The organism is Sphingomonas dokdonensis, from assembly GCF_002197685.1.
Classification (GTDB): Bacteria; Pseudomonadota; Alphaproteobacteria; order Sphingomonadales; family Sphingomonadaceae; genus Sphingomonas; species Sphingomonas dokdonensis.
On sequence record NZ_NBBI01000003.1, the window covers coordinates 397,525 to 409,749 of the forward strand.

Annotated in this window: 11 protein-coding genes and 1 tRNA gene; 8 read left to right on the plus strand and 4 right to left on the minus strand. The window is 62.4% G+C overall.

The window, feature by feature from the left end:
* Window positions 1-155 precede the first annotated feature (155 nt).
* Together SPDO_RS10345 and SPDO_RS10350 are read right to left on the minus strand one after the other, a co-directional pair.
* A complete protein-coding gene (locus SPDO_RS10345; RefSeq protein ID WP_088367380.1) occupies window positions 156-1,172 on the minus strand; it encodes an LLM class flavin-dependent oxidoreductase in 1,017 nt (338 codons plus the stop codon).
* Window positions 1,173-1,323: 151 nt separating this feature from the next.
* On the minus strand, window positions 1,324-2,112 hold the full coding sequence (locus tag SPDO_RS10350; protein WP_088367381.1) for a DUF1134 domain-containing protein: 789 nt from the start codon (window positions 2,110-2,112) through the stop codon (window positions 1,324-1,326).
* Window positions 2,113-2,286: 174 nt separating this feature from the next.
* Between SPDO_RS10350 and SPDO_RS10355 the strand changes: the two genes are divergently transcribed.
* Both SPDO_RS10355 and SPDO_RS16700 read left to right on the plus strand, forming a co-directional pair.
* Window positions 2,287-2,378, plus strand: a tRNA-Ser gene (locus tag SPDO_RS10355).
* Window positions 2,379-2,494: 116 nt separating this feature from the next.
* Entirely contained in the window at window positions 2,495-4,096 is a 1,602-nt protein-coding gene (locus SPDO_RS16700) for a site-specific integrase (protein WP_143559630.1), read from the plus strand.
* 70 nt (window positions 4,097-4,166) lie between these two features.
* Here the strand turns inward: SPDO_RS16700 and SPDO_RS10370 are convergent, their stop codons facing one another.
* Window positions 4,167-4,496: a helix-turn-helix domain-containing protein gene (locus SPDO_RS10370; protein ID WP_088367384.1), complete on the minus strand. Its 330-nt coding sequence runs from the start codon at window positions 4,494-4,496 to the stop codon at window positions 4,167-4,169.
* 340 nt (window positions 4,497-4,836) lie between these two features.
* Window positions 4,837-5,064 (minus strand): hypothetical protein, encoded by a 228-nt coding sequence (locus tag SPDO_RS10375; RefSeq protein WP_088367385.1) that lies wholly within the window; start codon window positions 5,062-5,064, stop codon window positions 4,837-4,839.
* Window positions 5,065-5,089: 25 nt separating this feature from the next.
* Between SPDO_RS10375 and SPDO_RS17170 the strand changes: the two genes are divergently transcribed.
* The 6 genes from SPDO_RS17170 (at window position 5,090) to SPDO_RS10405 (ending at window position 12,154) form a co-directional block, all read left to right on the plus strand.
* Window positions 5,090-5,875 (plus strand): sugar transferase, encoded by a 786-nt coding sequence (locus SPDO_RS17170; protein WP_088367386.1) that lies wholly within the window; start codon window positions 5,090-5,092, stop codon window positions 5,873-5,875.
* A 542-nt stretch (window positions 5,876-6,417) separates the two neighbouring features.
* Window positions 6,418-7,446 carry an endo-1,4-beta-xylanase gene (locus SPDO_RS10385; RefSeq protein WP_158212174.1) on the plus strand — a complete coding sequence of 343 codons (1,029 nt, stop codon included), beginning with the start codon at window positions 6,418-6,420 and terminating at the stop codon, window positions 7,444-7,446.
* Entirely contained in the window at window positions 7,443-9,005 is a 1,563-nt protein-coding gene (locus SPDO_RS10390; protein ID WP_088367388.1) for a hypothetical protein, read from the plus strand. The genes SPDO_RS10385 and SPDO_RS10390 overlap by 4 nt, the downstream gene beginning before the upstream one ends.
* A gap of 5 nt (window positions 9,006-9,010) precedes the next feature.
* The gene (locus SPDO_RS10395; protein WP_211280045.1) at window positions 9,011-9,772 is read left to right on the plus strand and encodes a WecB/TagA/CpsF family glycosyltransferase; all 762 of its coding nucleotides are present in this window, start codon (window positions 9,011-9,013) and stop codon (window positions 9,770-9,772) included.
* Window positions 9,769-10,686 carry a polysaccharide pyruvyl transferase family protein gene (locus SPDO_RS10400; protein ID WP_158212175.1) on the plus strand — a complete coding sequence of 306 codons (918 nt, stop codon included), beginning with the start codon at window positions 9,769-9,771 and terminating at the stop codon, window positions 10,684-10,686. Before SPDO_RS10395 ends, SPDO_RS10400 begins: the two co-directional genes overlap by 4 nt.
* Window positions 10,687-10,726: 40 nt before the next feature.
* Window positions 10,727-12,154 carry an oligosaccharide flippase family protein gene (locus tag SPDO_RS10405; RefSeq protein WP_158212176.1) on the plus strand — a complete coding sequence of 476 codons (1,428 nt, stop codon included), beginning with the start codon at window positions 10,727-10,729 and terminating at the stop codon, window positions 12,152-12,154.
* Window positions 12,155-12,225 lie beyond the last annotated feature (71 nt).

Genomic DNA, 12,225 nt, shown 5'->3' on the forward strand with positions numbered 1-12,225 from the left:
CGGGGGCCGGACCGCCCGCGAACGCTGGCGCCTATCATGGCGTACAGCGCTCGCGGTGCCATGGACCCCGGGTCAAGCCCTGGACGGCGATGGTATGGTGGGCGCAGAAGCGTCCCGAACGCCACGCCAGCCTTGTGCCGGCATGGCGCTATGCCTCACCGCCAGCCGAGCGCCGGCGCGACGTGGGTGAGGATGCTTTCCAGGACGTGCGCGTTATAATCGACGCCAAGCTGGTTGGGCACCGTCAGCAGCAGCGTGTCGGCCTCTGCAATTGCTTCATCGGCGCGTAGCTGCTCGATCAGCCGGTCCGGCTCGTCGGCATAGGAGCGGCCGAACACCGCGCGCATATTGTCGATCACGCCGATCTGGTCGCTGTCCGACCCGCGCCCGAAATAGGCGCGGTCGGTGTCGTTCACGAGCGCGAAGATCGACCGCGAGACGGAGACGCGCGGCTCGCGCGCATGGCCCGCTTCCTTCCACGCGGCGCGATAGGCGCGGATCTGCTTGGCCTGCTGCACGTGGAACGGCTCGCCGCTCTCGTCCGCCTTCAGCGTCGAACTTTGCAGATTCATCCCCATCTTGGCGGCCCAGACCGCGGTGGCGTCCGCGCCGGATCCCCACCAGACGCGATCGCGCAGGCCGGGCGCATGCGGCTCGAGGCGCAGCAATCCCGGCGGGTTGGGGAACATCGGGCGCGGATTGGGCCGGGCGAAGCCTTCCCCCTTCAACAGCTCGAAGAAGACCTCGCCGTGGCGACGCCCCATGTCGGCATCGCTGGTGCCCTCGGCAGGCGCATAGCCGAAGTGGCGCCAGCCCTCGATCACCTGCTCGGGCGAGCCGCGGCTGATGCCAAGCTGCAACCGCCCGCCGCTGATGAGGTCCGCGGCGCCGGCATCCTCCACCATGTAGAACGGGTTTTCGTAGCGCATGTCGATGACGCCGGTGCCGATCTCGATCCGCTTGGTCCGCGCGCCGACCGCGGCGAGCAGCGGGAAAGGCGAGGCGAGCTGCTGCGCGAAATGGTGGACGCGGTAATAGGCGCCGTCCACGCCCAGCTCCTCCGCCGCGACGGCAAGGTCGATCGACTGGAGCAGCACGTCGCTGGCCGAGCGGGTGGCGGAATGCGGGGTCGCCGACCAATGGCCGAAGGACAGGAAACCGATCTTCTTCATACTGTCTGATCCTGGTCGCCGCGTCGGCACAAGGCGCCGCGGCATGTCGGATCAGGATATGGGGTGCCCGACAGGGTGGCCAAGCGAAGGATCGGAGACGAAGCGTTTCGCCCTTGGGCGAGGCGGCATGCCGGCCGCCCCGCTCAACGGCTCAGAACGGCAGCCAGCTCGATTTCTGGGTGAATTTCATATAGCCGATGTTGACGCCGGCGCGGTACCCGACGCCCAGCCGCACCGGGATGAGCACGATGTTGCCGCGCCGCAGATAAGTCGCGGCGAACCCGCCGACGAAATACAGCCGTCCCTCGGCAGCCGGAAAGCGACGGTAGAGATCGGCCGTGTCGTACAGATTGTACACCAGCACGAAGACCTTGTTGGCATCGCCGCCGACATCGAATCCGACCGACGGGCCGGTCCAATAGACCGGCATCTGGCCTTCTATCTTGTGCGTCATGATCCCCGAGCCGTAGCGCAGCCCGACCACGAAGGCGCCGGCCGCCTCGCGCCCGGCGATATAGGCGTTGGGTTCGCCCTGCTCCGACAGGATCTTCTCGATGATCGAGGCGAATCCTTCCGCGCCCTTGCCGAACACGCCCTCGCCAGCGCCGATCAGGTCGTCGCGCTTGAACGTGCCGGCGGCGTCGGTCGTCGCTTCCGCACGCACCTCGGCACCCGGCGAGCGCGCGGTGGGCGAGGACTGCTGCGGGGGCGGCGAGGCGGGCAGCGGCGCCTCGAGCGGTGGCGCGTCCTGATCGACGGGCGCGTCGCTGTTCGACGTCGGCTCGCGATAGGGCTGCGCACGCGCCGGTGGCGGGGGGACTCGCGGAGCCGAAAGGTCGCCGTCGATCGACTGGTTTGGATCGATCGTCCGCACCTGCGCCGGCGCGGCACCGGCAAGCGACGTTGCGACCATCGCCAGCACGATCATGAACTTACGCATCTGTCATTCCCCCGGGCAAGCCCCGATCCCGTAGCATAAACAAGCCGGTGCTGTCGCAACAATGAACGGTGCGACGGGCCGAGTCCGCGACACGGCCGAGTGAATCGCGCAGGCGCCTCCAGAACAGTTGATCAGCCCCGCTTGCCTCGCTATAGCCGCCCTTCCGCCAGGCCCGGAGACGTGGGTGAGTGGCTGAAACCAACGCTTTGCTAAAGCGTCGTACGGGTTAAACCGTACCGAGGGTTCGAATCCCTCCGTCTCCGCCAGTGGCCGGCTAAGTGCCTGAACGCGCACGAAACCTTGCAAATCCGCCGTTTTTTTCGGTAGGGGTGCTGCAATGTGTGCTGCAATGTGTGCTGCAAAAACGTCCTCTCGCCCCACCTTGCAACAGGTTGCACGGCACCTCTATCGGCGGGGGAACAGTTATGAGTTTCGGAAGGTTATCCCGCCCCGTGCACAGGCCGCATTCAACGGCAGAAAGACGTTCTCAAAGAGCTTCGGCGACGTAAGCCGCCGCGAGGCAGAGCATCTGGCCGCCGAGTGCAAGAGGTACTGCGACCGCCTGATCGCCGGATCATCGAATCACCCTGACCCCACAGCACGCATCGCCTCATTTCGCGTGGAGGGAAGAGTACCCGATCGCGAAGAGATCGACCGGGCCGTCCGCACTTGGCTGATGGATCAAGAAAGGCGCGCGACCGAAACCACGCTTGACAGTGGTACGGCCAAACAGCGGGTTAAGGAACTCGCCCTCGTCGCCGAAATCACTCCTGTCCACCTGCGCGAGGATCGACGTGACTCCCTTCTCGCAACACGCTGGATTGCAGAGGCGCTTGCGGCCGAGCGGCAGTGGGTGCTGCCGCCCGACGATCCCTTGATGGATCACCTCCATGATCGGGTCGGCCGCGCTCAACGCGAACTTGCTGTCCGGCTCAAGGCTGAACTTAACTATGAGGATCGGCCAGCGCCGACGCACCCGACCTTCGATCAGCGGGCGTTTGACGAGGACCAGAAGGCTGCACCGGCCCACGCGAAGGCTCCCGTGCCCGTGATGGACCTCTTTGCCGGCTATCTCGCGGAGCGTAAGCCCGCGCCCAAGACGGAGAAGAAGTGGCGAACGGCGCTTACCTCGCTGCTCACTCACCTCGGACACGACGATGCGGGTCGGATCACGGCGGATGACATCATCACATGGAAGGGCGCGCTCTTAGCGCCGGGCAACGCAAAGAAGGCGCCGAACCCGGCAACTGTGAAGAATGGTTATCTCGGCCCCGTTAAGACCGTGCTGGGGTGGGCGCACGAGAACAAGAAGATCGTGGCCAATCCGGCTGCGGGCGTGACAGTGCGCGTGCCTCGCCGCGTGATCAACCGCGCCGAGCGCGGGTACAGCGAGGAGGAAGCGAAGCTCGTGCTTAGGGCGGCTCTCGCAATCAACTTAGAGGAAGATGCTTCCCGGTTGGCGTTCGCGCGGCGATGGCTGCCGTGGCTGTGTGCATATACTGGCGCGCGCATCACCGAGATGGCGCAACTTCGGCATGGCGATGTGCATCGTACGCGGGATGGCATATTCTATGTCACGGTCCGGCCGGATGCCGGATCGGTGAAAAGCGGCAAGGCGCGCCACGTAGTACTGCACGCGCATCTGGTGGAGCAGGGCTTTCCGGAGGCAATCAGGCGCCTGACAGGGCCTCTGTTCTACGACCCGTCTCGCAAGCGGGAGGGGTCAACCGGGAACTCGCAGGCGCAGAAGGTTGGAGATCGCGTTGCCCGGTGGGTGCGCGGGCTTGGAGTTACGGACCCCGAGCTTCAGCCGAACCATGGTTGGCGGCATGCCTTCATCTCTAACGCGCGCGGAAAGATAGATGGGGATGTGCGTCGCGCCATCACGGGCCACTCCGGCAAGGATGAGCATGACGAGTATGGGAACGTGTCGCTACAGGCCATGCACGAGGCGTTAAAGCGATTTCCCCGCTACCGCGCTTGAGTTCTCCCCCTTAAGAGGGGGCATTTTTTGCCATTTTGCAACCGGTTGCAACGGCGGGCCGATGACGTGCTTAACGTGAAGGCGCACGGCGAAGCAGACGTGCAGCCACCTCCAGCCATTCGACCTGCTTGCGGCTGAACCCATCGGTCTCCGCGACCAGCCGCTCTCTGCCGTCGGTCGCCTCATCACCGAAGCCGGCGAACAGCTTCGCCACGCTCACTTTTAGTGCCCGACTTAGCGCCTCCAGCGTGTCGAAGGACGGTGATCGGGCAGCACGCTCGATGCGACGTATCCATTCTTCGGAGGTGCCCGCCGTCTCGGCAAGTTGGGCCTGCGACAACCCGCGCTCCACGCGCAGGCGCTTCACCTGCTGGCCAAAGTAGATGCCGAGTTGCCCCATGCCGTTGCTTTGGGCTGCGGCCCGACGGCCGCGAAGGAACGACCTATGCCGCTTGGCGGAACAACTCGTTAACAACTACCCAGCGCGCAGTAGGCGACACGGCAGACCGAGGGGGGAAGTCATGCCAGTAAACCACCGCGTAGGAACAACTTTCTTGGCTGTGGCGGCGATCCTGGCTGCCGGCGCACCCGTCGCTTTCGCGCAGGCTGCGGCACCCGCCCCGTATATGCTGGCCGCGCAGGAGCCGATTGCCGAAGCCAAGCGGGTATTCGGTTCCTGAAGATCACCCGGGGCGCCAAAGGAGGGGGGCATGTAGTTCACCATATCCGAGATTTTCTCGTCACAGGAATGGCTGCGGCCGGTTGAGGCAGTAAAGGCGCCGATCGAGGACAAGCGCGGACTTCGCCTGCGCTTCTACGTCGCGCTGCTGGTCGGCGATCTCCTGTGGCTGGCGATCGGATTTGCGGCCGAGCGCACCATCGCGGCCGCGCGCCGTCATCATCTTCACCTGCTCGGCCGCACTGCTGCTGGTCACCCGCAGCGTCATCGGCCCGTGGAGCGACCGCATCTTTCAGGGTTCGGCGCTCAGCCGGATGCTCATCATCGACAGGGTGAACATTCCCCTGCCCGACGGGTTGAAGATTGTGTTGAGCGAACCCGTCGATTCGGCCGAAACGACCATCCACCCGCTCGCGCTCGACCGGCTCGCACGACAGGTAAAGGGCATCGACGAGGTGTTCGTCGCCTGCCCACCCTCGCGCCGCGCCAATTGGTCCACCGTGCTGAAGGGCAGCAGCGTCACCTCGCAACTCCTGATCCCAGAACTGGATACGATCGGGGTCATCGGCAACAAGCATTTCGCCGGCATCGCTACCGTGCTGGTGTCGGCAGGCAGCCTGCAATTGCGCGAACGCATCCTGAAGCGGCCGTTCGATCTCATCATCGCGGTGCGGGAGACGGTCTTCCTGCTGCCGCTGTTCGTGGTGGTCGCCATTGCGGTGAAGATGGACAGCCCCGGCCCGGTTTTCTTCGTCCATAACCGCGTGGGAGAGGGCAATCACCTGTTCGCCATGTTCAAGTTCCGCAGCATGCGTCAGGCGCTCAACGATAATGACGGCAACGTTTCCACCGCGCGCGACGACGTGCGCGTAACGCGGATCGGCAAGTTCATCCGCGCCACCGACATCGGCGAACTGCCGCAGCTATTGAACATCCTGCGCGGCCACATGAGCTTCGTCGGTCCTCGCCCGCATGCCATCGGGTCGCTGGCCGGCGACAAGCTGTTTTGGGAAGTCGATCAGCGATACCACCACCGCCACGTCTGCAAGCCGGGCCTCACCGGCCTTGCCCAGGTCCGCGGTTTTCGCGGCGCGCGATGATCTGGCAACCGCCTCGACGCCGACCTGGAGTATGTCAACGGCTGGAGCCTGATGCGCGACGTGATGATCCTGTTCGCCACGTTGAAGGCGGTCGTCCACCGCAACGCGTATTGACGCTCTCTCTCTGTCATTCCAGCCTTGTGACGGGACATACCGTTTCGCAAATTCGTTCGCTCAGAGCGGGATCAATTCCTCCAGGATCAAACGGGATACACAAGCACGCGGTGATCTGATTCAACCTGCCGGCTGGTGAGGAGGCTAGAGCGATCTGCACCCGCTGGCTCGCAAATCAGAAAAAACGATTGAAAAAGGGATTAGGGTGGAGATTCGGCTGAACCTTGGCTGGCGTTGTGCATCGAGCGGCCGTAATTGGCTCGCGGCAACGCAAGCCAGGGTTATGGAAGTCGGCGCACGTCTGATGGCAGACCACTTGGCCGGTCAGAATATCGCATTGCGATATTCGCCTGATTTTTGATTGAGTGATCATGGACGGGTTAGGCAGACAATTGCATGGTACGGACAATCAGGTGCGACGGCGAGACATGCTTGTCGGCCTGCCGATTTTTGCGTCCTCGCTATTGGCCTTCGATCATGCCCAGAGTGTCGGCGCCACCACGCGCGAGCGATTTGCCGGTAAGCCGAAGCTCGGCACGGCGGTCCGCAAGGAGGACGTGGCCGATCAAGCGATCGCCCGGATCATCGCGGACAATTTCTCGATCGTCTCCCCGGAACGCGATCTGAAGATGTCAGTGACATGGCCGAACAGGTCCAAATACGATTTTAGCGGGTTCGACACGATCTACCGGTTTGCGCAGCGCACAGGCCTGCGCGTCAGGGGCCATACCCTGATATGGCATAATTCGGTGCCGGGCTGGTCGCGGGCGGCCGTGTCTGTCTCGCGGCCGCAGATGTATCGCCTCATCGAAGGCTATGCCGGCGCGCTCGGGCGGTATGCGTTCTGCAGTTGGGATGTCGTCAACGAGGCGCTGGCCGACGCTTCCGGCAAAGGTGACCTGCGCGACAGCTTCTGGCTCAGGTCACTTGGCGAGAATTACATCGCCGAGATATTCGCCATCGCCAGGAGCATCCATCCGAGCACGCCGCTCATCTACAACGATTATGGGCTGGAATTTGGCGGATTCAAGCAGCAGGCGGCGTTGCGTTTGCTGCGCCGGCTGGTCGACAAGGGTGTCCCTATCTCCGGGCTCGGACTGCAATCGCACTTGTTCGCCAGGGACAATCCGGCGTTTCCCAGCCTCTGGCGCTTTGTCGAGAATGTCACGGCCTTGGGCATCGGTATCTACATCACCGAACTTGATATATCGTCGAAATACGTCGCCGATCACCGCAACGACGAGGATATCGATCTGGCGACCGAACGAACCCTGAATGCCTATCTCTCATGTTTTGCCGGCGCACGGATCCGGGAGATCACCACCTGGGGCGTGACCGATCGCCATAGCTGGCTGAATCCTCAGGGGCATCTCCGCCAGCGGCCGCTGCCGTTCGACGCCAACGGCCGCCCGAAAAGAATGTGGACAGCCATTGAGAATCTTGCGGTGGACCGATGACGCGCCACTCGCACAACATTCCAAAGCGGCGCACGCTGGCGACCTTCGGTCAGGGCCAACGACGCGAAACCCTGTTCTGGGCGATCAGCTCGGGCGTGGCCGTCTTTCTCGCGATGCTGATGTTGTCGCTGTTCGGCGCCATTTCCTATGTCATCATCGTCCCCGCCCTGATCGGCCTGACGTTCGCCAAGCCGCAGTTCGCGTTGATCGTCATATTCTGTGCGATCTACTTTCAGTCGATCATGATCTCATTCCTGATGCAGCTTGGATCGGACGAAGGTGCGATCCAGGCGTCGCAGGCCTTTTCTTTCATCGCCCTGACGATCATGGCGCTGTGCGCGCTCGCCGTACTAGTGACGCGGAAGAAGAATAAAATCCCGGTTCTTGGCAGACGATCCAACCTGATCCTGCCATCCTTTCTCTGTCTCGGCGTGGTCGCGCTTTACGCCGCCCTCGGCCTGACCAGCGCATCGGTGGCAAGCGTCGCCTCTTATGTTCGTCTATATTGCCTGCTGCCGTTTGGGATATTCATCGCGCTGGCCTTCGCCCGACGCTTTAACACCGCCTTCCTGTGCGATGTCTGCATCTATTTCACTCTTGTCGCGCTTGCGCTGGGCGCGCTGGAGATCGCCTTTCCACGCGAATTCTATACTTATTCCAATATGGTGCCTTACGTCGTCACGAAATATTCGGATGACGTGCAGTTGCGTGATGTCGATGATCTGATGCGCATCGCGACGCGTTCGTTTCTCAATCTTTCGTCTCAGTTCGCGCTCGATTTGAAGTTCGTACGCCCCTACGGCCCAACGATCCACTCGATCACCTTCGCCTATGTCGTCACTTTCGGCGCGGCGATCGCGATCGTCAGGCGACAGTGGCTCGCCCTGGCGCTGTGTTTCCCGATGCTGATCTTCATCGGATCGAAGGGCGTGCTGGTGCTCGTGCTGTGCTTGCTGATGATAGACTTCGTTTCACGCGGCGTGTCCCGCCGTATGGTGCCGTGGGTCTTCGCGATCCTGATGATCGCCTATGTCGTGATTACCCTCGCTTATGGTGCGGCGACCGCCGACTATCATTACCTGGGGCTGCGCGGCGGCATTGTCGGCTTCTTCGAGCGACCGTGGGGTCATGGAGTCGGGGTCGGCGGTAATCTCTCGGATCTCGGCCGTTCTGATGCGCGCGACTTCCAGGAATTCGCGCGATCGGGTGCCTCGGATTTCGCGCTGGAAAGTGGCTTTGCCGTCGCGCTATATCAAATGGGCGTACTCGGCCTGATCTTCTTCTTTCTCTGGTATCGGGTCGGCCGAATGCTCCTGCAACGGTCGCACGACAGAAGCCTGAACCTGGCCGACCGGCGGACATGCCTTATCGTCGGCCATGGATTGCTCATCCTCATCGTCACATCGATCTTTCAGGAGGAAACGTTGTCGCCAGCCTCGCTTGGCATGTGGTCGATTCTGGCCGTCTCGATCTTGATCACGACGCGACAAGAGACCTCGATAGCGTCTGCGGGGCGGATCGATGCCGAACCCGTTCCCGCTAGTCTATCGAAACGCTAAGCCCGATGAACAAGATCGTGCTCGGCGGATTGCCGATCGTCCACACCACGCGCGGTGCGTTTGCGCGCCAGATGATCGCCGACTGCCTGAACCGGGTTGGGGGACCCGCTAAAGTGTCCTTCTCGTGCAACGGCTATGTCGTGGCAAAGGCGAATATAGATCAGGCCTATGCTCGGCTACTTGCGGAGGCCGATTATATCGATGCGGACGGGATGCCGCTCGTGTTCGCGTCGAAGGTCAAATATGCGACGCCGTTGCCCGAACGGATCGCGACTACGGATTTCTTCCATGATGCGGCCGAGCAGGCCGCCAGCCATGGCGTTTCCTTCTTCCTGCTCGGCGGCACGCCCGACGTGAACGAGGCGGTAGCGACGGCGATCCGCGCACGCCACCCTGCGCTGTGCCTTGCAGGCCGCCACCACGGCTATTTCAAGCCGGCAGACGAAGCCGGTATCTTTGCGCAGATCACCGCCTCGGGCGCCGACGTAGTCTGGGTCGGCATGGGCACGCCGCGGCAGGAAGCGCTCGCGCTGCGCATTCGCGACTCGCTGATCGGGCCGGGCTGGATCAAGACGTGCGGCGGACTGTTCGACCATATCATCGAGGCGCATCCACGCGCGCCGGACTGGATGCAGTCGCGTGGCTTGGAATGGCTTTATCGCATGTATCGCGAGCCGCGGCGCCTCGGCTGGCGATACATTTGGTCGTCGCCGCTTGCCGCCTATTTCCTGCACGCGCGCTCCGCGCCAGACAAAGGCATCGTATGACAACGACATTCACCATGGACAATGCTGCGCTCAAGATGCGGCTGCGCGATCTCAAGGTGCCGATCGGACCTCGCCCGGTTGTCTATATCGACCTGCCGGTGCACCTGAACGTCGGCGATCTGCTTATTAATGCCGGCGCGGAGCAACTGTTCCACGATCTCGGCATGACCGTTGACCTTCGGCTGACCCTGTTCGATGCTGATCGGCTGGCGTCGGCGATCAGGCCGGAGCATGTGATCGTGCTGCACGGCGGCGGCAATTTCGGCGACATCTGGCCCCGCCACCAGATGCTGCGTGAGCGGTTCATCGCGCGTTTTCCGAACAACCGGATCATCGTCTTCCCGCAATCGGTGCATTATAACGACGCCAAAGCAGCCGAGGCGGCCGGCGCGGTCCTGCGACAGCATCGCGATCTGCATGTATTCGTGCGCGATCACGAATCGCGCGACTATCTGCGCGATACGATGGCGATCGATGCGGAGCTGATGCCGGATACCGCCCATCAATTGTTCGGTACGCTGCCACAGGGAGCTGCGGCCCGCGACGGTCGCCTGCTGTTCCTGCGCCGCGACAAGGAAGCCAGCGATGTGACCGGGGGCGGGCACATCGACTGGGACGATCTGGTGACCACCGCGGACAAGGCTATCTGCGGCCTTGCTCGCGCCGCCTTCCGCGGCTCGATCAATCCGACGACGCAGGCGCTCATCTGCAAGGGCTGGTATGCGCGACGTGACGATCTGATCGCCCGTTCCAGCCGCTATTTCGATCGCTACGCGCTCGTCGAGACATCGCGCCTGCACGGGGCGATCCTGGCGCAGCTGCTCGGAGTGCCGGTGGTGCCGCGCGACAATTATTACGGCAAGATCCATCGCTACATGAACGCCTGGCAGCCGGAGGCGCTGGCGGCCAAATGACAATGCCGCGCGACACCGCATCGAGCCTACGCGAGGCAGCGTGACGCGCAAGGCTGTCTTATGGGTCCTATTCGAGCGAGGTGCCCAGCAGATCCTTCTGTTCAGCACGCTGTTCATCATCGCGCGAATCATCGGGCCCGAACAGTTCGGTCTGTTCAGCCTGACGCAGATGATCCCGACGCTCTGCACGATGGTGCTGCTCGGACTGTCCGACGGCATCATCGCGCGGGCGGCGGACGATGACGAATCGATCTCGACCGTGTTCTGGAGCATTCTTGCGACCGGCGCTGTGTTCTCTCTCGCGACGCTCGCCTCCGGCCCACTAATCTCGTCGATCCTCGGCGACGATCGGCTGACCGATGTGGTCAGCGCGATGAGCCTTGTGCCGGTCTTGTCGGCGCTCAGCACGGTGCCAACCGTAATCGTGCAGAAGAAGCTCGACTTTAAATATTTTGCGCTGCGCTCAATCTTGTCCTCGCTCGTCGGCGGCGCTGTCGGCATCGGGGTTGCAGTTTCCGGCGGCGGCGCCGTCAGTATCGCGCTGCAATTGATCGCTCAGCAGGTGGTTGCGAATATCGTGATCTGGCCGAGTTCCGGCTGGACCCCGAAGTTTCTGTTTTCCCGCGCAAAGGCTTGGCACATGATGTCGCCTGGCTCTAAACTGACCATGTCCTATGTTATCGAGACTTTGGATCAGCAACTTCCGCGCTATTTCATCAGCCTTGCTTTCGGTGCCGCCACGGCGGGGCAGTTTGCGATGGCGACCCGGATCTGGGCGTTGATGCGGGAAGTCTTCATCCTGCCGGTATCGATGGTGCTGTTTCCCAGCCTGGCGCGGATCAGCCGAGAGCGGATCGACGGGTTCGGCAATTTAATCAACGGCGTCTTGCCTTCGCTATACGTAACGGTCGTGCCGGCCATCGCTTTCCTGGCGTATGATGCCGGATTTCTGTTCGTCAAAATTTTCGGGCCGGCCTGGGCCGGGGCCGGCGGTATCGCACAGGCCTATCTGATCGGCTGCGTAGCCATACCGACACTGGTGGTGGTGCGGACTTCATGCCGCGTGCGGGATCTGATGCTGCCCTATGTCGCGCTGCAGGCGGTCGCCCTCGTCGGATCCTGCGCACAGTTCTTCATCTGGAACCGGTTTGGGGTCGTCGATTATGTCTTGGCTTACTCCGTGTGGAATATCGCCTGCGCCTTGGCCATCGTGGCGTTCTTCAAGTCGAGAACGGAAATCGACGCCGGTAGGAACGGCACGGTTTTCGTGCGGATCTTGCTCGTGTCGGCCTCCGCGATCGTGGTAGCCCATCTGGCCAATGTCACCTTTGGATTTGACGGGCGGGATTGGCTCCCCTTCATCGCGATCAATCTCGTTGGGCTTTGCGTCTTGGCGGGCGGCATCGTCCTGCTCGGGATGGTGCAATATCTTCCGGGCCGCTCCTTCCTGGTCCCTTCGCGACCGTAAGGCTGTGGCGCGGGCACAAAGTTCACACCGTCTGACATCCTCCCTGTTTTTTTCATCCATGTTGAGTGAGC